The organism is Thermophagus xiamenensis (assembly GCF_900112795.1).
GTDB lineage: Bacteria > Bacteroidota > Bacteroidia > Bacteroidales > Marinilabiliaceae > Thermophagus > Thermophagus xiamenensis.
Map to the genome: position 1 here is coordinate 73,053 of NZ_FONA01000019.1, position 24,018 is coordinate 97,070.

The window sequence follows — 24,018 nt, forward strand, 5'->3', positions numbered from 1 at the left end:
TAAATACAACAAAAAACTACCTAAAATAACAGTCAACCATATAATTAAAAAAATATTAATTGACCACCGAATGAGTACAAAACTTACATTTAAATCCTGCTTGAAGTCTAAAAATCTACGAAACATTAGCAATAATAAAAGATGGTTCTTTATAAAAAACTTTCAAAATAGCTTTTTGCATGAAAAAAATAAATTGAGAATAACTACCGTCAACATTAAAAATCATTTTCAGATTCTCATTTCTTAAAAGAAAAGCTTTATTGACACACCTGTACCCAGACTAAATAAACTTCAAACATATTTATAACAGCTAAATACTCCCAATTCGTTTAATTTATTCAGTTTATTTAAGACTTAAAAACAAAACTGTCACCTATTTCTGTTCTAAATTGAAACTCAATTAAACCTATTAATATTTTAATTAATTATCAAACCCACCAAAAATTAATTCGATTTCTTTAACCTTAAATGCCATAAAAAAACCTTTTCAAAATATTTATACTTTCACATTTTAATATCAAAATATTCACATAACCGCCTAAACTGAAAATCATTTAGTTTTTCTTCTCCCACATTTCTTCGCATAAGGGCGCTTTTTTTAGTGGATGGAATTACCATTGGATGCGCAAAAAAATCACCTGTTGCAACATTTACATTATTCTTAAATTCAATAACTTTTAGCCATAAATCATCAGCATAAGGAGCTAATTCCATAAATAGATTCTCTTTGAATAAGTCAAAAGGCTTAAAAAATGGTGGATAAAGAATTCCTCCACAACCGATGGCAACAAATGATGAATCACACCCAGGATAAATCACTCGTTCCCAACACTCATAAGGCAAAACACCCTCTGAATTTTTGAGTATCCGTACTGCCCTATTTGCAATAATACAATTCGGAAATTTCCTATAAACTTCAAGTAACCTATAAATTGTATCTTCAGGATAAATCAAATCATCGTCAATAGTAACAATTATACTATTTTTTAAATCTTGCAATGCATAATAAAACTTTTTATATGATCGGATATTATTTTCAACAAACTTTACTTCCAGCCCATATTCCATCAATTTTTTTAAAGTTGAAGGAATATCATTTATTCCTCCTGGAAATTCCTCTAATGATAAATATAACAAAATTCGTGATGGCTTAACTTTTTGATTTCCGATAGACATAATAGTAAGCCAAACCGTTTTAATTCTATCAGGGAAAGAAGTCATTGATATTACTACATTCCCTTCAGTATTAATTAATTTCCTCTTGAAAAATTTATACTTTAAAAAGAAAATGAAAATTATTCCATAAACACAAAGTCTTTTTATAATTTTGATAGAAATTAAATAACAGTTTCTTCTTTGCAAAGGCTTCTTTAATTCCTCAATTGAGGCCAGATAAAAATACAACTTATTAAAAATCCACATACATAGAAATAATTTTTTATATATACCTAAATGACGAATTTAATACAAAAAATATAGAGTTTTCCACTTTCCTTAGCGAGAGAGTTCCCAGCTAATCATTACTTATTCAACCTATATCTTTTTATTACCAAAAAGAAATTTGGAAAAAAATTCCTAAAATACTTGGAAAAGTATTTTTTTAGGAAAAAAAAGCAACGTGCAAAAAAAAACCAAATTTTAAATTGCATAGTATTATCGATCCCTATTACAATTGCATCTTCTTTCCAAGCTTGGATTTGATTTTTTTTTGAAATTCCATCATCAATTTTATACATACTAATAGGCATTTCCAAATATTGGAAATGATATCCAGCTTGGTAGATATCGTATAGCATTTTAAAATCAGCAGAAATTTTTAAATTATGGTTAAACTTATATTTTAAAGCAACATCCCTTCTTACAAATACACTTTGGTGGCAAATCCCTTTACTTTTTATAAATGAATCCATTTGGAAAAAAGGACGGTCAGATTTAGAATAAATTGCTCCCACACTAGAATCAAGGATGGTATCTCCATAAATTACTGCTGAATCCTCACAATAAATTTTCGATTTAAAAACATTTTCTAACACATATTTATCACAAAATTGATCCCCTGAATTTATAAAAATAACCCATTCCCCTCTCGCATAATTTAGCCCCTTATTCATTGCATCATAAACACCTGCATCAGGTTCTGAAATAAATTCGCTAAAATATTTCTTATATTTTTCAAGTAATTCCAATGTACCATCATTACTTCCGCCATCAATGCAAATGTATTCAAAATTATCAAAGCTCTGTCCTATAACACTTTTTAATGTGGTTTCAATAGAAGAATACTCATTAAAAACTACCGTAATAACACTAACAACCACCTTATTCTTTCTACTCCCCATAAACAAATTAATATTATGAATCAATAAGAATTACCAAAAATTATTTTATTCATATATCTATCAAGCAATTACAAAATGAACATTTTCTTTTTCAAAAAAACAAATTCCTAATTTCATATTTAAGGAACAAACATAGCTGTCTAGAATACCGTTTATATACTCTTGACAAGTTCTCAATACTCCCTTCCTTTGTTGTCTAAAACTTGGTTGGACTTTTCCTTATCATTTCCAACAGTCCCAATACCACCTAAAGAATCATAAGGTCGGGAATTATTAAAGTTATCCATTCACCATTGCTCGATAAAATCAATATCTACATCTAATAATCCAAACAGGAATACAATCAAGGACATCTCCCCCTTAACGTTCGGTTCAAACGTTCTATTAATGCATTTTAAGTCGGCTTGTTTTGTTGAGTATGTAGCAACTCGACCTCATTCATTTCACTCAACTCTTAAAAAATCTCTGATAAATATTAAGGACCGTTGCCCATTTGTATTCTGAATGTTTAACCTAGCCTTTTTATCAAATGGTAAAACAAAAACACAGCCTCTTTAGCATAGATTGAATAATCCAGTTCCCTATACAAGGACTCCTGGCTATTATCATCTATAACGTTAAATGCCTTTATTTTTTTGCCTTTTCCAATGCATTGTGCATGGAATCCATCGTTCATGTGTATTTTTTGTTTTATAGTATTTTCTATGGTACTTTTACCCATTCCTACCCCACTTTCGGAAAATAAACTTCAACAAACCCTGAACCCTTTGAACACTTTAAGGTTTCATCAAACATAACTTTCAGTCTTTAATCTTCCGTACTCTTTACAATAACCTTCTGTTAGATGATCTTTGCTTTTTTTCTAATGTTCCCTTCACAGCTCCATCTTCTCGTTTGCCTTGGAAATAAAAAACGTGCCTGACTTAAATTTAATATACAACCCCCTACTGATATCTCCAGAAACTAAATTAAAATCTTTTAATTCGAAAAATTTTTCTCGCGGGGCCTAAAATCGTTTTTTCTAATATTTTCTTTACTATATTATGATTTAGAGGAAGCTAGTCAAACATCATTTAGCCTGCGATCTTTTTCTTCACGTTCCTTCAGAAATTCCAATTGTGAAGCTTCCATCTCACCTTTTGGTTGGCTCCATTTATAAGGTGCAACTTCGCTAACCCAATGTTTCCCTAAAAGCTCATCTTCAAAGCTACTTCTTTTAATATGGAAGAAATGTTTTTTAGAGTAAACCTATTTCTTTTCAAAATACTGCTTAATATTATCACTAATTTTTCTTTTTCAAATTGTCCAATTTTGGAGAGAAGCTTACTAATTCAGAACTATATTACTAGCATTCTTAAAGTCCTCTATCGTATTGCTATAATGTTGCGATGTGTGTTCACTATTCTGGATGTACTGCCTATGCAAATAAAATAAGTGGTCTACAAGTATTGAACACAACCCTTTCCCTGCAAGGTTTAAACCTTTTTTCTAACATATTTTTATCTTTTTATTATCCAATCTGGCATTTGCATACATCTGTTTGAACTTCCTGAATTCTTCTTCCAATTCTTTTTAAACATATAAGTTGGGCCATTTTCACCCCGAAACACCTCTTTATCAATCACTAAAGGCAACTCAATATATATAATTTACCCGACAAAGGCTTTTTGCTTCAAAACCATTTCATCCTTAAAAATTTTATCAAAATTAATAGTCTAAAGGGACTAAAATAACATATTTTTTACACTTTATTAATTTGGGACTCATATTTGCCATGCACGTATCATTCTCGTTAAGAATTTTTACCTACAAACAATCTTTAAATTTCGTCTTACTCATAACTTCTATTGAAAGCTAAAAACAAATTTTTGTCTAATATTAAGCTGCCAAATATTAAAAAAAAATTGTTTAATGAGATGCAAAAAATTATCAAGCGAGTTCTTTCCTAGATAAAAATCCATCCTGTAACACTTTTGCACATAGCACAAATACTGAAATAACTGTAGTACTATACGCTAAAGAGTTATTTGTTGAGGCTATCACAAAAAATACAGCAAAAACAAATTTTTTTGAAAAAGATGAATAGTTTGAAATCAGCTTCCAACAAAAAGAAATAAAATAATAAGACAATAAAATTGTAAAAGGTATTCCAAACCAAAGGACCCATAAGATCCAGAAATTCTCTATATGATTTCCTAACCCGGAAACTCTCATATAACTAATAATCAGATCTGTATTAACGCCAAAAACAAATTCTTTAAAGGAGAGGTATCTCAAAATATTGAAAACATCAACACGGGCCAAAATACTTTTGTCAATTGTCAAATTATTAAGAATCCTATCTGCTATACTAGAGTTGAATAATAAAACACTAATAATAACCGTTGCAGTAAAAAAAAGGAAATATAATACAAATGTATTCTTCTTTATACAAAAACTTCCCGAAGCTTTATGTAGTGATTGGTATTTAAAAATAAAAACAATTAAAAATAATATCATTAATCCTGATGAACTCCGAGACCCAAAGCATAAAAGAGCCACATACCCCAACATAAATAAAGTTATTTTATTAAATAACTTCATCTCAGAAACCAACAAAAAACCCATTATAACAGAGGTTATCAAAGAATTATTAAGAGGATGATCATTAAATGATGTTGATCGAAATTCACCGATGCTAATATTATTTCTCAAAAAACCAGAAGAAAAAATATGAATATGTAAAATTTTCTCAAATATAGCTAACAAAGAACTGAGGACAAAAAAAAGAATTAGAATCTTTCTTGCAATTTTTATTTCCTCTTTAGTAGAACACGACAGTGTAATAAGCACAAGGATTGGTAGAAAAAAATTATTCGGCAAAAATGAAATGGGAACACTTTTTAAGGAAAAAATAGAAAAGATTATCAACAAAGAAAAAATTAAAAGATAGAATTTAATCCGTTTTATCGTATTAAATAATACTCGTATACGTTTAAAAAACAATCCAATAATAAGAAATAAAAAAAAATAAATAGAAGGATAAAGTTTTTGCCAAAAAGGAGATTCTGAAATTCCGATTCCATATCCCATAAATGATAAAACATTTTCTCCCATAAATAACAAGCAAAAAAATGACAAAATAAAAACTAATCGATACATTTAATTTTAGATTATTAAAATTTCATGGGGAAAATTACATTCTAAAATGCAACATCAGTTCAATAAATTAAAGGTCTAAAAAAAGACATCATCTCCACTAAACTGACGTCAAATAGAACTATAAATTCAATCAAATTGACCTAAGCAAAGCTCCTATCAATCCTTGCATAAAAAAAACCTAAACTACCTCAAATAAAAAACTCTTCTAAAAATTAAATGAAGGCAACCACCGATATTAATTGCCAAATAATAATTTTTGATAAATATTATAAACTTTTTTTGCACAAATTTTAGAATGAAATTGTTCTTTCGCATACTTAAAAGCTTTTTTGGCCAGATATTCTCTGAAAACAGCATTTCCAACTAGTAAATCAATTTTATTAGCTAACTCTAAATAGTCCCCAAGAGAATATATTAATCCATTTTTCTTGTTTTGAACAAGTTCAACATTTGCCCCTGAATTGGAAGCTATTACAGCAACATTATGCATCATATACTCAACAGTAACTAAACCAAACCCTTCAGACTTAGAAGCTACAACTCCTATATGCATTTTTTCCAACAAAGAATACACATCTTCTCGGAAACCTAAAATTTTAACATAAGCAAATAAATCATTCATTTTTATAAAATCATACATTGCAGAAAGATATTTTGCATCCCCATCGCCTATAATATATAATAATATTTGCTCACGGACACTTTCCCGGAGAAACTTTAAAGCTTTAAGTACTTCCATTTGGTTTTTACCACGGCTAATTCTGCCAACAACACATAAATTTATTTTCCTCGCATCTTTTTTGAAGGTCGAAAAAGTTCTTTCTTCTCCAAAAGAAATTCCATCATATATTATTTCAATTTCTCTTCCTTTTATTATTGTGGCATAATAATTTTTTATAGCATGACTAATGGCTACAACACAATCTGAAGTATAGCTCATAAATTTCCCCGATAACTTTTTCCCAAAATAAAAATAGTTATCATAATGCATTCCTTCACCAAATTCTCTTAAATGCCAAACATGAGGAATTCTAAGTAGTTTCGCCATTAATCCGCCTATTGGGATCATGCTGCTATTAGTATGAATTAGACTAATTCTTTTTCTTTTTAATATCCAGTAAAAAGGCAAAATGTTAAGAAAGTCATAAAAAATATAATAACCTAACTTTAAATATCGAATAACAAATTTATCTTTTTTTGAATCATATCTCCAATTATGAAAGTTCTTAATTATGAATTCAATATTATGAGACTTTAACACTTTACAAAAGGGGCCATCACAAGGAACTAAAACTAAAGGATTAATATTTTCCCCTCTTAAATCTAAAATTAATTGTAGCAAAGCTTTATTAGCTCCATAAAACCCTACATAATGAGTAATATATAAAACCTTCATATTTTTTAAAATTAAAGTCTTTTTATATTACTCAAAAAAAGATCTATTTAAAAATTCAGTTGACTTAATAAGTTCTTTCTCTAACAGATTATTCACCTTCTGATAATTCACATTATTTACAACACTATTGTTTCTTATAATATCAGAAACCGAATTCACAATTACATTAGACAAATCAAATCGGTTCATAAAATCAAGAAATCTAGATTTACGTTTTTCTTCTGAATAAAAAGCAATAAAAGGTTTCTGATATTTTAAAGCAAAAGCCATACCATGGAATGAATCAGTATATAAGAAGGTACAAGAATGAATTAAGCTAAGCCATTCAAAAGGAGATAGATTCCAATAAACTTGGTCAGCCCAAGAAAAATATTTTAAAGTTTCAGGCGTAGACAAGGTTATAGCAATAACGGGAATATCACCATACACAATTTTAATTTCTTCAATTGCATTTTCATTTCCACCGTTAATCTCTTCCCCAATCAAATAAGTTAAAATGAACTTTTTATAAGGAACAACAAAACTATTTTTTTCTTTTTCAAAATCATACAAAAATATTGGGTCTTGCACTATTGGAACATCAACATTAATTAAATCTCGAACAAATGTCTGTGTTTCAGAATTTCTAACAGATATTGAATCAAACTGTTGTAATAAATGAGACAAACAAGACTTATCATTTTCATTAACTTTATTGTATGCACAACATGGAGCATAACTAATTTTTTTACCATGAAATGAAGGCATATTACCCAAAAAATAAACTTTTGTTCCATGGAAAGCTGGTCCCCAAACTTGATCACTCCCAACTACAATAGCATCAAAATCTTTAACAAGATCATCTATGGTTTCCTTATTGCATTCTATTGTCAAATTAAGATAGTTATGTTGAAAATCCTTTATTTTTTTTTTTCGCTTTATTGACATATAACAATCTAAGAAATAATACTCGCAAAGCATATAAGATTCCATATTTTCTAACTCCTAATCCTTTATACAATTTCATTCCCTTTTTTTCATCAGGAATATAGTTAATTATCATAACATTAAAACCTTTACTTTCCAAAAATTTCTGCAACGCAAAACATTGCAATTGAGCACCAAAATTGATGGAATGCTGAAAAGTAAGAATGCCTATATTCATTTTTTTCGTTTTTTTAATCCCCAATAATGATACACTTTTGTTAAATACTTAAGAAAAAGCAAAAATTTTCTCATCTTTTTATCAAACACCACAGCATTAGGATTACTATTCCACAATTCCAAGCTTTTCCTTCGGACAATCATTCTCATCCTTTGAACCAACATAAAACTAAAACTAATCTTCTCATTAAATCTTTTGGGCGGAATAAAACCCTTCTTCTTTGCAATTTTAAGTCGAAATGAAAGACCGAGGTGCCTATGATTGAAACTTCCTTGCTGAGAAGTTAAAAATCGCTCCAATGCCAATGATTCTATTACTAATTTATTGTCCTTAATCCCAGATTGAATTATCTCATTGGCTAAAAAAGATCGAGTTACAATAACATTGGTCCCAGCCCCGTCCTTATCATACGGAGGTAGCCATGCATCGCCTAAAGAAACATCTGCTAGCTCAGTGGTTACATCATCACAAAAATCACATGCATTAGCTTTAAATAATCCTGTTCCCCACATATCGCCGACGGATCTCATTCTAAGAGTATGTTCTGATTGTCTATTTTTATTAATACAACCAAATAAATAATCTCCAGCAGTGCTTTCAATATTTTTAATACGATACTTTGGCTTTTCAATGTTTTGCTTTAGAACACCAGATTTTTCAGCTAAATACTCTGTAAAAAAACTACTTTTAACTCCACCGCAAATAATTCCTACTAAAAAAGGTATTTTCTCTTTCAACTCTGGTTTTTTATGTTGAGCTAAACGAACAGCTTTTATAAAGCAACCTACACCCACCACAGCAATTTTCCCTTTTAAATCTTGAATTTTCGACATTACTTCGCTAAGCGATACCGGAAAATATTTGGTTTTAGATGAGTTTATTAATTCTTCTTTTGAGTGACTAACCCCATATTCATAATATACTCCTTTCTTAGTCGATTCTTTTACACAAAAAACATTATCAACAATACCCCTTTCAAGCAATTCAGATAAAATAAAAGTTGCAATTCCCCCAGAAGAAGAATTTAAACGAAATTCCTTTGAATATCCAGCATAAATATCAAAATATTTTCCAATCCTTTTATGATATTTTGGAGCTCTTTTTAGAAAACTCTCAGCAAGTTCATTCTCGGTTCTTACTTCTTTGTTTGGGAAAGGGTTAAAAGGACAAACTAATAAACAAGCCCCATTACTATCACATTTGTCTGATAATTCAGGTATTAAAAAACCATATTTATTCCATTTCATTTCCAGTGCATTGTTTGGACAAATGTAAACACAAAGTCCACAACCAATACAAAGGTCATTATTAACTACATTGCCTAAAACTTTTGGAATGTTCATTGACCTTTTATTTTAAAAAAAATTAATTTTAGCTTTTTATTTACAAAAATTTGTTCTGTTTTATCTAAACCAACAAAATAAACAGCCAACCCCACAGAGAACAAAGCAACTACTATACTTATAAATAATCTAAAAAATCCACTTTGTAAATAAATATTTGTAAAACAGGGAATAATTATTGAAATTATCGATACAAAAATTATTCTTAATAAAACTTCTTTAAAAAATTTCATAACATTTAATTTCACCAAAGGACTAATAATCTTCAATCGAACAAATAATGCAATTATTGAAATTACAATGCCAATCCATAACGAAGATTCAGGAGCAAAGCCTAACTTCAAAAATAAATAAGATACTGGAAGATTAAATAGCAATAAAGAACCTACAGCAGTTTGATATAACCTGATTTTACCAGAAGCTTGAGCAGCAGTCATTAATGGCCGTGAAATACTTTCAATTAGTATATTCACAACAACTAATTTTGTAAATATAACACTATAAACAGGCAAGGTTTTTAGCCAAATTTTTAAAATTATTTCTGTTTCAAATAAAATAGGCAGAGACAAAGAAAATAACAAAAAAAAAGAGTATTTGGCGCCTCTGAAAATTAACTGATGCATGTATTTTAAATTGTTGGCAGCAAAAGATTTAACAATAGGAGGATTAAGTGCTATTTGAAAATTTTGCACAAACTGATTAACAGCATTTTTTACACGAAAAGCAATTCCATAAGCTGCATTAACAACTGGGCCGAAAAATATATTTAACAAAACATTAATACCCTGTCCCATAATTACCCCAGCAGAATTTCCCCATAGATTCCAGCCGGCATAACTAAAAAGAATTTTAAAGAGTGATGAATTCCAATAAAAACGAAACTTACTCTCTTCATATTTAATATGACAATATACTCCTGTTAAAAACTTTATGAGAAAAATAACCCCAAATAACAATACAGCATAAAATTTCAATTTATCTAATCCAAACATTTGCAAAACAAATACAACAAAAAGCTTTAAACTTACTTCAGCTATACTTATCCATGCAAAAATATCCATTCTTTCGTGAGCAATAATTATTGCTTTGTATGGAACACTAATCATTTCAATAATTAACATTGCTAAGGAAAAATGGTACACCCAAGCCGCAGCTTCCATTCGATCCACTGGAATAGTTAACTGTGTCTTGAGAAACCATAATCCAATAGTTTCACCGAGTATAAAAATTACAAAGGAAATAAGAAGATGAATATTTATACTCATATTAAACACATTATGAAGCTTTGTTTTATCTTCCTTCCCAAGTTCAAAAGCTAAAAACCGTTGAGTTGCTGAAGCCATAGCGTTATTCAGGAAGGAAAGCATGGTCACAAAACCTGCCACTGCATTGTAAATACCAAAATCCTCAATCCCCAAGGTATTAAGCACAATACGAGAGGTATACAATGACACTCCCATAATCAGGAACATCCGTATATATAACATGAATGTATTCTTGGCAATTCTTTTTGTTCTCTGGTCTACCATTCAAAAAACACCTTACTAAAAATCTACAATGACAAAAACCCATTCTTAAAACTTAATTTTAAGTCTAATGGGACCTTTACCCAAAGCATTGCATTTATTAGAAAAACAAATTTAACGATGAAAAACTTATCCTTTCCTATATTTAAATTCTCTATTTTTAAATCAATAGATTGCAATCTCAAAAGACTATAGCACCAGCACTACACACGTTTGAACCTATTTCATTTATTAAAGACCCTCAATATTCAGCAACTTATATCTATAGATACAAGGCAAGGAATAACACTATTTCTATATCAATCAAATTTCATCAATCCATCTCCTTCACCCAATCCTCACCCCCACTCTATCAATATGCTCTTTAAGTGCCTGTTCTTTAATATTTTTATAAATAACAACATCCAAATGGTAGGGCAGCGAGAGTTCGTCAAGTTCCAGCTCAATTTTTCTAAGAGAGGTCATGTTCAATTTATCACCAATCAGAGCTATGTCTATATCACTTCCTTCCTTAAAAGTACCTTTAGCCCTGGAGCCGAACAGAATAACGCCTTCGACATCTTTGTTTTTGGAAAAAACGCTGCGTAAGGCATCCATTGTTTTTTTGGTTAAACCGTATTTGTTCCTGCTCTCCATAAAGGTGCTGAATATTCTTCTGATTATAATCGCAATGCAATTAAATTTAAATACAATACTTTAGTTACACTTAATTTGTTCTGCCTTCCTGCCTGACCTATCATAAATATTGCCTAAGATTGCTATCCAACTGACAGAAAAGAGAGTAATAAACCTGACGTATTGCATCAATAATTTCTTGGGCAGTATCTTCATCATAAGTATGAGAGGACCGATTACGATCCTTAAGCATCTCCATCCATTTTTCACCATCTGATATCAATCCATCCTTAAAAGCTTGTTTAATCACAGGGCGAGGGCCTTTAATTCCTTCATAACCTGATTCTTCTTCCAAAACATCTTGTAGCGTTTTCCATGCCAGTTCAAAGGTATATTCAAAGGCCTGAATAAGCCCTTGCTCTTCCATTTCATTTAGCGTAGTGTGCTTAAGGAACCTTGAAAGCTGTTCCAAGGCTTTTTTATAATTATTGTATCGTTGTTTCCAGCGAATATCCATGAAAAAGTGTTATGAGCAAAGAATTTTTAATTTTTCATCCGTCAGGTACCCACCCTCGCGGCAGGTATCTCCCAACCCACTGAAATTCTCACCAGGCCTCTTTAAACTTCCTGACCATCATTTGTCCAAAGATAACGCCGATACCTAAAAAGCCCCCCAGGAAGATACTAACAACCATTATGAGCGATCTTTTAGGTGCCGATTTTTCGATTGGGATTTTAACCGGTTCAATGATTGAGAATGCCGGTGTATCCTGTTTAACTGCTATTTCGGCCTGTTCCAGCTGTTCGGCAAGGTTTTGGTAAACCTGAGCAGCAAGATTGTAGGCATCGCTCAACTCCTGATAACGCATATCGGTGCGCTCTTCAACAACATTACGGTTGCGGTTGCGGTAATCGAAAAAAGCAGCTCTTGCCTTTTCAAACTCTGCCTTTTTCTCGTTGTATCTGGCCTGAATAAATTCCAGATTATTGCGTGCTTGCCGGGTCTTGTATTCAATAATATACTTTTGAAGTAATTCTACTGTCTTTTGAGCTACCTGCGCAGAAAGTAACGGTTCTTCCATTTCTGTTGATATGGTGACCAGGCCTGTCTCTTGATCTACCTCAACAGAAATTCGCTCCATCATGGTTTCAAAAATCCTCTGCTCTTCTTTACTCAACTTTTTAATAGGACCAGATTCTATATCGCTTCCCAACTCATCTTTTTTACCCATCAAAGCATTCTTGATGGTCCATGGCAATTTAATAGTGAACTTAATAAGATAATCGGCCAATCCGGGAATGGTATCTTTAATCATTTTATCGTAAATAGAAACAGGTTCCGGCTCATCTTCATATTGGAAAGGCTGATGTACCAGTTCATTAAGAAAAGGATAACTTTGAATAACTTTAGGATACAAATCGGGCTGTATTCCGCCGTTGTTCCCCATCATGGAGCTTATGTTAATGCCGGCCATACTTGCCAGTCCACTGAGGCCACCCAAATCATTTTTTTCATCGGTCTGAGGGAGGATGGTAGCTGAAGCACTAAATTTTACAGGGCTTAGAAGAGCTACAAGCAAACCTATAACAATAGCCACTCCTATCGAATAAAAAATAGTCTTACGCTTATCCCAAATAACGTGAGCCAGCGCAATAAAATCAATTTCATCATCTTTTATGATGGGTCGTTCGTTAGACGAAACATTATAGCGGGTTTCATTCTCCATAATAAAAAAATTATGCCTGAAAAAACAGGAAATAAAAATCGTATTCTATCTAATTATCAGTTAATGGCATTAACAATAGTAACTACAGTCAGAGCCAGCGAAGCCACACTGCTGCCTATGCTAATCCACGCTGAGGCTGGTAAAGGCTCTCTTTGTCTTTTTGCTGGTACAATAATTTCGCAACCCGGAAAAACTTTAGGATAGTTTCGAACAAATAAAAATTTTGTAGTAGCAGCAGCTTTACCATTAGGATAAACAACATAAGTTTTTCCTTTCTTGGCAGAATCGGAAAATCCTCCGCTTTGATTGATATAATACCGTAAAGTACGACCTTTCACAAATGGGGTACTGTTGGGATTCAGCACCTCACCCTGAATTCTAACTGTTTGTAGTTCCCTCGGGATAATAATTTCATCTCCATCCTGCAAAAAAATGTCATCTTTACTTCCCGGATTTTTTAAAGCCTCTCTCAAATCAATAGCCACCACCTCAAAACCAAGATTTTCAAATTGTAAAGAAGTATCTTGTTTCATCAATTTCTCTCTAAGCCGTTTTACTTTGGGGGAAACTTCAACTTTTCTGGTAAGAATAGCACCTTCGGGAAATGCTTCAGGTGTCAGACCACCGGCTCGTTTAATCAGAGCAGAAATCCTTTCCTTTCTGTTGGTAAGCGTGTAATCCCCGGCATAAATCACCTCACCTGCAATTTTCACGGAACCGGTTGTAACAAAACCGGGGGCTTTACGAACATATACTTTATCAAATGGCTGAAGAACAAACTCCTGATCCTCAGCGTTAAGTTTCAAGTCCCTGGATACGGCAAACTGGAACAAATGCCCTGTTCGCACCTGATACATAGAGGCTTCTTCGTAACTTAAACGACGGGATATTTCTATATAAGAGTTGGAAGCTGACTCAAGAAAACCACCTGACAAAGCGATAAGATCGGCTAAGGTCATCCCTTCTCGATATTCATAAGCACCTGGAGAAGCTACTTCGCCTCTTATTTCCAATGTTCTCTGTTGCCGCAGATCGTCAATGGAATAAATGGTGACAATATCTTCGCGTTGCAATTTCAGATCAAAGTTTCCGGCAATCAACTCTTTAACGCTGAAAGGAATATTTTGTAACTGATTATTTTCATCAAGACGCAGAATTTGAGCACGCTCCATAAAAGCATCTTCTCTCAATCCATCAGCTTGATTCAACAATTCAGAAAGCATCAGGCCGTCCCCCAGCTCATAATTACCGGGACGCATAACGGCACCTTCCAGAATTACCCTATTTTCTATGCGTTGTGTCATTACTCCGGCATATAAACTATCACCGTTTTGAACCAATTCTGATTCAAACTGGTCGGTTGTAAGACTCCGGAACAGCATACGCCGGGATTCGTTTCTGAAAATTTCCACCCGGTCATGGTACGCCTTATCGGTGAAACCTCCGGCATATTTAATCATATCGGCAACCGTTTCGCCCTCTTTTGCTTCAAAGATTCCGGTTCGTTTAAATTCCCCTCCAACCCGGATTCGATTAAGGTATGCCGGAACCAAAATAACATCATCATCGCGGAGGGTAATATTATGGGAAGCATTACCATTAATCAGGTAATCATATACATCCAAAGTTTTAATAACCTTACCTTCGCGGATCACTTTAATGTTTCTAAACGAACCATTAAGGTTGGGACCTCCGGCCAGATAAAGAGCATTAAAAACCGTGGCTGTTCCGGGAAGGGTATAACTGCCCGGAGCAAAGACATCACCAATGACATGAACTTTAATGGGCCTAATTTGTCCCAGATAAATATTAGCGAAAGTTTTAGGATTATCACCTTTTAGTTCACTATAAATAAGGACCAACTTATTAAAAACCTTCTCTCTGGCTTTTCCCAGAGTAAGTCCCTCAATCTGAACGGCACCAACACCGGGGATATTAATATTCCCGGAATTATCAACCGTTAACTGGTAGCTTTGTTCCGACACACCCCAAATATCGATATAAATTACGTCGCCGGGACCTATAATATAGGAATCGGAAACAGGTAAGTTAACACTCGGTTCAAAAGTTAAATTCTCAGAATTAAAAAAGCTAAAACCAAACAAATTCCTTTCTTCCTCCCCCGGTATAATTACTTTTTTCTCGGATAATTGTTCACCAAAAGATGTTTCACCACCTAAAGATTGAATTGAATCCTGGCCGGATGAGTCGGCACCCAGGCCTAAAGCTTCAAATCTTTGACGCAGCTCATTAATCTGTTGACTAGTAAAGCCACGTGCTAAAGCCAGTGACATGGCTTGCTCCTCAGACAGTCCCCGGCTCATTATTTCATTATAAATTTGCTGAATCTGGCTATCGCTCAATTCGGAAATTTTTATTTCCCTGGGGTTAATATTCTGCTGGGCATAACCCTCTATGGAAAAAAACGAAGCCACTACCAGAAAAAAAAGAATAATCTGTTTCCGCATAATAATTAAAGGATAAGATAAATTGACTGATAACTTTTTGGCACACTACCGCTTCCTGACTCCCATTAAAGGTATGTCAGTAAAAAAATAACACCTAATAAGTATGACAAGAGAAGATAACGATTTAATCAGGCTAATGTTTTTCTTCTGTTGCGTTTTATAATGATTTCCTTACAAAAAGGTTCATTTTTAGCAGCACAAATTTATTAAAAAAGCGTTCCAAGCCACGAAAAAAAAACAAAAACTTTCCTTTTTCCGCATAAAGCTATCTAATTCGACAGTATAAAATTTATCTAAGTAATATTTATACGGATGAAACGAGCATGGCCAAGAAAACTTGTCACAACAAGAACATGTATAAACTTTAGGTCGTGCGAGTTCCATCCAACCAATAACTTAAGTAATATTACGGATGAAACGAGCATGGCGGCATTTTGCCACAAAAGGACATGTATAAAAAGCCCTGGGCAGAAGTGCACAGGCAGAAGGCAGAAGAAGTGATTAGTCATTAGTTAACAAGTGGTTAGTATTAAATAACTAATGACTAACGACTATCCACTAACGACTACTTATAAGAAGCAATATATCAACGAAGTAAGTAAAATTTATACGAATAAAAAACATCACTAAAGCTTCAAGCGAAACACTTAAAGAAGTAAAATAGAAGAATTTTGATTGTAAAAGCCAACAGCAATATCGTAAAATATAGCAAAGTGTAACTCACTAATCAGCACAGCCGGTTGCAGTAATAAACATGTAAACTAATCTCAAACAGCTAATTTTTCGTTTTTGAAAAACTGCTTCTGAAAAATAAAAATAGAAATAATTCCTAAGGTAATAGATGAGTCCGCAATGTTAAAAACCGGTCTGAAAAAAATAAATTCTTTTCCTCCCAAGACGGGTAACCATTGGGGATAATGACCTGAGATAAGAGGGAAATAGAACATATCCACCACTCTGCCGTGCAGAAAAGGGGCGTAACCACCACCATCGGGGAAGAGAGTTGCCACCTGGGAATAACTGTGGCTAAAAATCATTCCGTAAAACATACTGTCAATAATATTACCTAAGGCACCGGCCAGCACCATACTAATGCTGATTATCAAACCTTTGGGTGCTCCCTTACAGGAAAGTTTATACAAATACCAACCAATACCTGTAACTGCCACAATACGGAACAAACTCAGAAAAATCTTTCCCCAGTCCCCCCCCAATTCCATGCCAAAAGCCATCCCGTTATTTTCGACAAAATGAATATAAAACCAGTCACCAATAACGGGAAACTCATCTCCCAGCATCATATTGGTTTTAACCCATATTTTAAGAGACTGATCAATGATTAATATTGCTAAAATAATTAGTATTGGTGTTTTTAGTTTTCCCATTCCCCCGACATTAAAAAGATTAGATAATTAGCTATAAGATTGTTGGATGTTTAGATATAAGATGTTGGAAAATAAGGTCGGGCAGGAAATCATCTTATAGAGATGATAACAATGCCCGAACAAAACAATCATAAAAATTTTACCGGAAGGCATATGATACCTTCCGTATCAAAAAATTCCGTTTTATCACCTTTGTGACACCACACTGCTTGAATACAAAACCTGTTATTTCTGAGCTTTTTTAGCTTCAATACTCAGGGTAGCATGAGGAACAGCTCTAAGCCGCTCTTTGGAAATAAGTTTTCCGGTTTCACGGCAGATGCCATAAGTTTTGTTTTCAATTCTCACCAAAGCAGCCTGCAAGTGTTGAATAAACTTTTGCTGCCGCTGAGCCAGTTTTCCGGCTTCTTCCTTTGAAAGGACCGAAGCACCTTCCTCCAAAACTTTAAACGTGGGAGAAGTATCCTGCGTATCGTTACCATCTCCCATGGTTATGGTATTTCTAAGCAATTCGTAATCACGTTTTGCTTTTTCGAGCTTGGCAAGAATTAATTCCTTAAATTCTTGCAGCTCCTCATCTGAATAACGGGTCTTTTCTGCCATAATGACAAACTTTATTAAGATAAAAGGTTAAACCTTACTAATTTCGAGCAATGTATTCACATTATCATCGATTTCGACGGAATGAACATTGCTACTATTACAGACATCAACCAGATTAATTTCAAGGGCTAGTGTTTGGGTTGAAATATAATTTTTATGGCGATTCACAGCAGAATCAATTTTTCCGTTTTTCTGAATATTGATTCTGATTTTATCTGTGACTTCAAACCCACTGTCCTTACGAATATTCTGGATACGATTTATCAGCTCCCGAGCGATACCTTCTTCCTTTAACTCAGGGGTGACGGTTACATCCAATGCCACCGTTATCTTCCCTTCGTTAGCAACGAGCATGCCGGGAATATCTTCGCTAATAATTTCAGCATCCTCACGTGTCAATTCCACTACCTGACCATCAACCTGAAGGTCGAATCGACCATCCTTTTCAAACCGGGCAATATCTTCCTGACTCATCTGCCCAAAAGCTTTACTGATGCCCTTCATCATTTTACCAAATCTGGGCCCCAAGGTTTTAAAATTGGGCTTGATTTTTTTCACCAGCACGCCGGTAACATCTTTAAGATACTCAATTTCTTTGACATTGACCTCGGTTTTAATCAAATCTTTAACGGCATCGAGCTGTTGTTCAAAATGATGGTCGAAAACCGGCACCATAATTTTTTGAAGAGGCTGCCGAACCTTAATATTGACTTTACGACGCAGGGCCAAAACCATAGAAGAAATTTGCTGAGCATATCCCATTCGTTCTTCCAGGGAACGGTCAATAAGCGTTTCATCGGCTACAGGGAATTGGGCCAGATGAACCGATTGCACGTCATGTCGTCCTGACCGTTTATTCAAATCACAAAAGAGACGGTCCATATAAAAAGGTGCAATTGGCGCAGCTAATATGGCAACGGTTTCCAGCGCCTCGTACAATGTCTGGTAAGCTGCCAATTTGTCTCTGTCAAAATCACCGCCCCAGAAGCGTTTACGGTTTAATCGCACATACCAGTTACTCAAGTTTTCGGTAACGAATTCCTGGACGGCACGACCGGCCCTGGTAGGTTCGAAATTATCTAAAGCTTCGTTAACTTCTTTTTTCAGGGTATTAAGCAGTGAAATAATCCAACGGTCAATTTCGGGACGTTCAGAAACAGGCACCACATCCTCTTTGCCGGTAAATCCATCTATATTGGCATACAAAGCAAAGAAGGAATAGGTATTATAGAGGGTTCCGAAAAATTTACGTTTCACTTCATCCACACCTGAAATATCAAATTTCAGGTTATCCCATGGCTGTGCATTGGTAATCATGTACCAGCGTAATGGGTCGGAACCATATTGTTCAATAACTTCGAAGGGGTCAACGGCATTGCCCAGACGCTTCGACATTTTATTACCATTCTTATCGAGCACCAGCCCATTGGATATAATATTCTTAAATGCCACGCTATCAAAAAGCATGGTTGCCAGCGCATGCAATGTAAAGAACCACCCACGGGTTTGGTCTACACCTTCTGCTATAAAATCAGCGGGGAACGGAAATCCTTTGCCCTTTTCTCCATCCGTGATGTTGCACTCAAATGGGTAATGTACCTGTGCGTAGGGCATGGCACCGGAATCGAACCAAACATCAATGAGGTCGGGCTCCCGGTACATTGGTTTCCCTTCTTCCGATACCAGCACCACTTCATCAACAAAAGGTCTGTGCAGGTCTATTTTGCTGTAGTTTTCTTCACTATAATCGCCGGGTCGAAAGCCTTCAAATGGATTCTTTTCCATTAATCCGGCTTTTACAGACCGATCTATTTCTTGTATTAGCTCTTCTACCGACCCGATACATTTTTCTTCTTTTCCATCTTCAGTCCGCCAAATAGGAAGGGGTGTACCCCAGAAGCGTGAACGGCTGAGATTCCAGTCAACAAGATTTTCGAGCCATTTACCAAAGCGACCGGTACCGGTAGATTGAGGTTTCCAATTGATGGTATTGTTTAATTCAATCATTCGGTCGCGGACAGCCGTAGTACGAATAAACCAACTGTCAAGAGGATAGTAGAGTACGGGTTTATCGGTACGCCAGCAATGAGGATAGCTGTGTACATATTTCTCTATCCGAAAAGCTTTGTTTTCCTTTTTCAGCAATACGGCGATATCCACATCAAGAGACGCATCCGCATCGGAAAGGTTCTCATCATAGGCATTTTTTACATATCGGCCTGAAAACTCACTATAAGCCTCCAGATCAATATTAGTTTTCACAAACTGAGGGTCCAGGTCTTTAATGAGGAAAAATTTCCCGGTACGATCCACCATTGGCTGAAGTTTTCCATCTTTGTCTCTTAACAGCAACGGGGCGATGCCGGACTCTTTCGCCACTCGATCGTCATCAGCACCAAAGGTGGGGGCAATATGAACAATTCCGGTACCATCATCGGTGGTAACAAAATCACCTGCAATAACACGGAAAGCATCCCCATCGGGTTTTACCCAGGGAATTAATTGTTCATAACGCAAGCCAACCAATTTTTCACCGTCAAACTCATCCAATATTTTAAAAGGTATTTTCTTGTCTCCGGGTTTGTAATCCTCCAACGGTTGGTCTGCATTCTTCAAATCGAACCACGATGACATTAAATCTTTTGCCAAAACTACCACCAATGGCTCTCCGGTATATTGATTAAAGGTTCTTACTTTCACATACCGTATTGAAGGTCCTACGGCCAGGGCGGTATTTGACGGAAGTGTCCAGGGTGTTGTTGTCCATGCCAAGAAGTATAACGGGGCATCGCAACCATCAAAAAGAAATTCAGAGTCCTGATTTCTCACTACCTTAAACTGCCCTGTACAGGTAGTATCCTTAACATCACGATAGCATCCCGGTTGGTTCAGTTCATGGGTAGACAAACCTGTACCTGCTGCCGGTGAATATGGCTGAATGGTATAACCTTTATAGAGAAGACCTTTCTTATAAAGTTCTTTTAGCATCCACCACAAGGTTTCGATATATTTTGTATCGTAGGTGATATATGGATGCTCCATATCGACCCAATAGCCCATTTTATGGGTAAGGTCTTCCCACATATCGGTATATTTCATGACATCCTTGCGGCAGGCCCGGTTGTATTCTGCAACAGAAATGGATTTTCCAATATCTTCTTTGGTGATACCAAGAGCCTTTTCAACTCCCAGTTCAACCGGAAGGCCATGCGTATCCCATCCGGCTTTTCGCTCTACATAATATCCTCTTTGTGTTTTATATCGACAAATAATATCTTTAATAGTACGGGCCATGACATGATGGATTCCCGGCATACCATTGGCCGAGGGCGGCCCTTCATAAAAAACAAAAGATGGAGAGCCTTCACGGCTGGTCAGACTTTTCTCGAAAGTTTTATTCTCTTCCCACTCTTTCAGAACCTCCTGATTGATTTTGGCGAGGTCCAATCCTTTGTATTCAGGAAATTTATTGCTCATTTATAATATTGTTTTAACCTCCGTTTTAAAAGCATACAAATATATCGTTTGACTGAAACAAAAGCAAATAGAAATGAGGCAAACAAAAACCGTCGGCCAAGCAAATAAATGCTCCCGGCCGACGGTAATGCCTGAAATATAATTCTATATGTTAAAAAATCGCTATATTTTATAAAAGTTCTAATTTTCCAATATCAGGCTAAAGCGCTGAAAATTCCTTAATCTTCTTTCTTTCCTCGATTTTAAAAATTTAGCACCTGTTATTGCTTTTGTTTTCCCATTCCCAATTAAAAGAAAAATTTCAGGACAAACAGAATGGAAAGCAAAATCATAATCCAGGATATCTCTTTACCTCTGCCCGATAATAATTTAAGAGCTACATAAGACAACATTCCAAAAACAATACCCTCAGCAATACTATAGGCTAAAGGCATCATGATAATGGTTAAAAATACCGGTATCGATTCGGTATAATCGTCAAAATTAATTTTCAGGATTGGAGACATCATAAATGAACCTACCAAAATAAGTGCGGGAGCTGTTGCTGCGGCAGGTACCATAAGGAACAAAGGCGATAAAAATAAAGCCAAAAAAAACATCCCTGTGGTAGTTAGTGCCGTTAATCCGGTACGTCCGCCTTCGGCAACCCCAGAGGCACTTTCAACATAGGTTGTAACAGTAGAGGTACCGAGCATAGCACCAACGGTAGTTCCTACCGCATCGGCAAACAAAGCCTGTTTGGCGCGAGGCAACGTACCATCTTCCCTAATCATATCGGCCTTTGAAGCCACACCTATTAAAGTTCCTACTGTATCAAACATGTCCACAAAAAGAAAGGTGAACAACACTATAAGCATATCAACACTAAAGATGTTGGAAAAATCAAATTTAAAAGCAATAGGTTCGATAGAAGGCGGTAACGTCAGCCAGGACCCTTCGGGTAAGTGCGTCACCCCTAGTGGAATGCCTGCTATAGTAGCGGCAAAAATACCAATCAACAAAGCGCCACGTACTTTTAGTGCCAATAAAACGCCAATAACCACCAGACCGAATAAAGTAATCCAAACGGTATGAGAGCTCATATCGCCAAGCGTAACCAAGGTGGCATCGCTGTTAACAATGAGTCCGGTGTTTTGCATTCCTATAAACGCAATAAACAAACCTATCCCTGCAGAAATGGCATGCTTCATATTCATAGGGATGGCATTTACTATCACTTCCCGGATATTAAAGGCGGTAAGAATTAAAAATATAATTCCTTCCAATAATACCGCAGTTAAAGCAAACTGCCAACTATATCCCATACCTAAAACTACGGTGAAGGCAAAAAAGGCATTCAAGCCCATCCCGGGGGCTAATGCAAAAGGCAAACGAGCCCATAGGGCCATTACAAGGGTTCCAACAATTGCAGACAAAGTGGTAGCGGTAAAAACCGCACTTTTATCCATGCCCGTGGCCGATAGGATGTCTGGATTAACAGCCAAAATGTAGGCCATGGTCATAAAAGTGGTAATCCCGGCAATAACTTCGGTCCGAACAGTAGTCTTATTCGCTTTGAGATTAAAAAACTTTTCTAACATATCATTATGCGTTTAGTCTTAAAAATTCCATTTAACAGCAACGGTTGGGCACACTTTAAATCCTTTATGTCCAGCAAAATTGGATGCTATTTCGATCTCACTACCCAGTGAAAGATGTTCATTGGCATTATACCATATTTGCGGTTCTGTAAGAAAGACAAAATCGGTTGTTTCTATATTAGGTTCCGCACCAAAGAAATTTTCCTCTTTCCAGAAGTCGGCAAAACCGGAAAAAGTAAATTTTTTGTTGTTAAAATGCATTGTCCAGACCCCTGTTATTTGAAAAGAAGCATCTTCTTTATCACGAATATTTTTATACATAGCCTGAAGAGTAAATATACGATTGAAATCAGGGCTATTCCAGGTATAGTTTCCACCAAGCAACCAGGCATCATTAATGGAATACGAACGGCCAGGGGCATATTGTCCAAATCCTCCATTGTATTCAACATGTATTTCGAATGGACTATCCCAGAATTTAATTCCTCTTGCAATTTCCATATATGCCAGCGAAACGCTTTCACCTACATCGGTGTTATAGTCAAAATCAACAAAGAAAAAAGTGCTTCCCCATTGATCGGGTTTAAACATTTCGAGAGTAGTGGTAACATATCCCCTGTCCTCTCCCATGTCGTAATGCACCTGAAGATTTTGGGCAAAATTGTTTAGGGTAAAAAGGCTAAGAGCAAGAATGACAACAACTTTTTTCATATTTTTTTAATGGTTTAAAATTAAAGCGCCAAAAATAGAGAAAAATATTCAAATTATTATTATCCCTCGCTATAACAGAAGGTTATTTAAAAAAATATAAAAAATAAAACCTAATCCCCCTGGAAAAAACAGAGTAAGTAAAAGAAGGGATATATAATATGAAAGAAATGCGAAAAACGTCATTGGCCTCAAAAAACAGAACCATTCCTTTTAAAGGAACGAAACCAGGTGATTGAATCGCATCGAAGCAGGTGACTGTGTCACATCGATAGAGGTGATGAATTCGCATCGAAGCAGGAGAGTGAGTCGCCTTTATGCAGGCGATTGTGTCGCATCGAGGCAGCTTTAAACCTTTTCTGCCGGTTCTTCTATTTGTTCCCAATATAATACAACAGGGCATTTCTCTCCTTTTTCAACTCTGCGCCTTTGCGTCTTTGCGTTGTTACGGCCACCACAAAAGAAAAAGCTCCGACTCATTTTCATGAATCGGAGCTCTATTTTCTTTTAAAGTCGGCGGCGACCTACTCTCCCGCTTTTACGCAGTACCATCGGCGCTAACAGGC

17 protein-coding genes are annotated in these 24,018 nt (G+C 35.2%); all 17 read right to left on the minus strand.

The genetic code is table 11. From position 1 onward, the window contains the following. Window positions 1–504 precede the first annotated feature (504 nt). The gene (locus BM130_RS11755; RefSeq protein WP_010527543.1) at window positions 505–1,422 is read right to left on the minus strand and encodes a glycosyl transferase; all 918 of its coding nucleotides are present in this window, start codon (window positions 1,420–1,422) and stop codon (window positions 505–507) included. Between the two features lie 98 nt (window positions 1,423–1,520). Beyond that, window positions 1,521–2,339 (minus strand): glycosyltransferase family 2 protein, encoded by an 819-nt coding sequence (locus BM130_RS11760; RefSeq protein ID WP_010527544.1) that lies wholly within the window; start codon window positions 2,337–2,339, stop codon window positions 1,521–1,523. Window positions 2,340–4,268: 1,929 nt separating this feature from the next. Next, window positions 4,269–5,480, minus strand: a complete 1,212-nt coding sequence (locus BM130_RS11770; protein WP_010527546.1) for a VpsF family polysaccharide biosynthesis protein — start codon at window positions 5,478–5,480, stop codon at window positions 4,269–4,271. A 235-nt stretch (window positions 5,481–5,715) separates the two neighbouring features. Further along, window positions 5,716–6,876 carry a glycosyltransferase family 4 protein gene (locus tag BM130_RS11775; protein WP_010527547.1) on the minus strand — a complete coding sequence of 387 codons (1,161 nt, stop codon included), beginning with the start codon at window positions 6,874–6,876 and terminating at the stop codon, window positions 5,716–5,718. A gap of 27 nt (window positions 6,877–6,903) precedes the next feature. Then, on the minus strand, window positions 6,904–7,749 hold the full coding sequence (locus BM130_RS11780) for a polysaccharide pyruvyl transferase family protein (RefSeq protein WP_157998106.1): 846 nt from the start codon (window positions 7,747–7,749) through the stop codon (window positions 6,904–6,906). Between the two features lie 10 nt (window positions 7,750–7,759). After that, window positions 7,760–8,020, minus strand: coding sequence for a glycosyltransferase family protein (locus BM130_RS15465; protein ID WP_010527549.1), 261 nt, complete (start codon window positions 8,018–8,020; stop codon window positions 7,760–7,762). After that, window positions 8,017–9,363, minus strand: a complete 1,347-nt coding sequence (locus BM130_RS11790) for a Coenzyme F420 hydrogenase/dehydrogenase, beta subunit C-terminal domain (protein ID WP_010527550.1) — start codon at window positions 9,361–9,363, stop codon at window positions 8,017–8,019. The genes BM130_RS15465 and BM130_RS11790 overlap by 4 nt, the downstream gene beginning before the upstream one ends. Further along, entirely contained in the window at window positions 9,360–10,892 is a 1,533-nt protein-coding gene (locus BM130_RS11795; protein ID WP_044138652.1) for a lipopolysaccharide biosynthesis protein, read from the minus strand. The genes BM130_RS11790 and BM130_RS11795 overlap by 4 nt, the downstream gene beginning before the upstream one ends. A gap of 324 nt (window positions 10,893–11,216) precedes the next feature. Beyond that, complete coding sequence (locus BM130_RS11800; protein ID WP_010527552.1) at window positions 11,217–11,525, minus strand: nucleotidyltransferase domain-containing protein; 309 nt, start codon at window positions 11,523–11,525, stop codon at window positions 11,217–11,219. A gap of 100 nt (window positions 11,526–11,625) precedes the next feature. Continuing rightward, complete coding sequence (locus BM130_RS11805; RefSeq protein ID WP_010527553.1) at window positions 11,626–12,021, minus strand: nucleotidyltransferase substrate binding protein; 396 nt, start codon at window positions 12,019–12,021, stop codon at window positions 11,626–11,628. Between the two features lie 88 nt (window positions 12,022–12,109). Then, window positions 12,110–13,231 (minus strand): Wzz/FepE/Etk N-terminal domain-containing protein, encoded by a 1,122-nt coding sequence (locus BM130_RS11810; RefSeq protein ID WP_010527554.1) that lies wholly within the window; start codon window positions 13,229–13,231, stop codon window positions 12,110–12,112. 56 nt (window positions 13,232–13,287) lie between these two features. Continuing rightward, the gene (locus BM130_RS11815) at window positions 13,288–15,699 is read right to left on the minus strand and encodes an SLBB domain-containing protein (protein ID WP_010527555.1); all 2,412 of its coding nucleotides are present in this window, start codon (window positions 15,697–15,699) and stop codon (window positions 13,288–13,290) included. Window positions 15,700–16,466: 767 nt separating this feature from the next. Beyond that, complete coding sequence (locus BM130_RS11820) at window positions 16,467–17,084, minus strand: lipoprotein signal peptidase (RefSeq protein ID WP_010527556.1); 618 nt, start codon at window positions 17,082–17,084, stop codon at window positions 16,467–16,469. 225 nt (window positions 17,085–17,309) lie between these two features. Then, window positions 17,310–17,687: a TraR/DksA family transcriptional regulator gene (locus BM130_RS11825; RefSeq protein WP_010527557.1), complete on the minus strand. Its 378-nt coding sequence runs from the start codon at window positions 17,685–17,687 to the stop codon at window positions 17,310–17,312. Between the two features lie 27 nt (window positions 17,688–17,714). Further along, window positions 17,715–21,164, minus strand: coding sequence for an isoleucine--tRNA ligase (gene ileS / locus BM130_RS11830; RefSeq protein ID WP_010527558.1), 3,450 nt, complete (start codon window positions 21,162–21,164; stop codon window positions 17,715–17,717). Between the two features lie 287 nt (window positions 21,165–21,451). Beyond that, the gene (locus BM130_RS11835) at window positions 21,452–22,744 is read right to left on the minus strand and encodes an NCS2 family permease (RefSeq protein ID WP_010527559.1); all 1,293 of its coding nucleotides are present in this window, start codon (window positions 22,742–22,744) and stop codon (window positions 21,452–21,454) included. Between the two features lie 18 nt (window positions 22,745–22,762). Then, window positions 22,763–23,455: a DUF5020 family protein gene (locus BM130_RS11840; protein ID WP_010527560.1), complete on the minus strand. Its 693-nt coding sequence runs from the start codon at window positions 23,453–23,455 to the stop codon at window positions 22,763–22,765. Window positions 23,456–24,018: the final 563 nt, after the last annotated feature.

Bases quoted from the DNA above. Each gene is read 5' to 3' on its own strand.
- BM130_RS11755 (WP_010527543.1), bottom strand. From the start codon at position 1,422: ATGTGGATTTTTAATAAGTTGTATTTTTATCTGGCCTCAATTGAGGAA.
- BM130_RS11760 (WP_010527544.1), bottom strand. From the start codon at position 2,339: ATGGGGAGTAGAAAGAATAAGGTGGTTGTTAGTGTTATTACGGTAGTT.
- BM130_RS11770 (WP_010527546.1), bottom strand. From the start codon at position 5,480: ATGTATCGATTAGTTTTTATTTTGTCATTTTTTTGCTTGTTATTTATG.
- BM130_RS11775 (WP_010527547.1), bottom strand. From the start codon at position 6,876: ATGAAGGTTTTATATATTACTCATTATGTAGGGTTTTATGGAGCTAAT.
- BM130_RS15465 (WP_010527549.1), bottom strand. From the start codon at position 8,020: ATGAATATAGGCATTCTTACTTTTCAGCATTCCATCAATTTTGGTGCT.
- BM130_RS11790 (WP_010527550.1), bottom strand. From the start codon at position 9,363: ATGAACATTCCAAAAGTTTTAGGCAATGTAGTTAATAATGACCTTTGT.
- BM130_RS11795 (WP_044138652.1), bottom strand. From the start codon at position 10,892: ATGGTAGACCAGAGAACAAAAAGAATTGCCAAGAATACATTCATGTTA.
- BM130_RS11800 (WP_010527552.1), bottom strand. From the start codon at position 11,525: ATGGAGAGCAGGAACAAATACGGTTTAACCAAAAAAACAATGGATGCC.
- BM130_RS11805 (WP_010527553.1), bottom strand. From the start codon at position 12,021: ATGGATATTCGCTGGAAACAACGATACAATAATTATAAAAAAGCCTTG.
- BM130_RS11810 (WP_010527554.1), bottom strand. From the start codon at position 13,231: ATGGAGAATGAAACCCGCTATAATGTTTCGTCTAACGAACGACCCATC.
- BM130_RS11815 (WP_010527555.1), bottom strand. From the start codon at position 15,699: ATGCGGAAACAGATTATTCTTTTTTTTCTGGTAGTGGCTTCGTTTTTT.
- BM130_RS11820 (WP_010527556.1), bottom strand. From the start codon at position 17,084: ATGGGAAAACTAAAAACACCAATACTAATTATTTTAGCAATATTAATC.
- BM130_RS11825 (WP_010527557.1), bottom strand. From the start codon at position 17,687: ATGGCAGAAAAGACCCGTTATTCAGATGAGGAGCTGCAAGAATTTAAG.
- ileS (WP_010527558.1), bottom strand. From the start codon at position 21,164: ATGAGCAATAAATTTCCTGAATACAAAGGATTGGACCTCGCCAAAATC.
- BM130_RS11835 (WP_010527559.1), bottom strand. From the start codon at position 22,744: ATGTTAGAAAAGTTTTTTAATCTCAAAGCGAATAAGACTACTGTTCGG.
- BM130_RS11840 (WP_010527560.1), bottom strand. From the start codon at position 23,455: ATGAAAAAAGTTGTTGTCATTCTTGCTCTTAGCCTTTTTACCCTAAAC.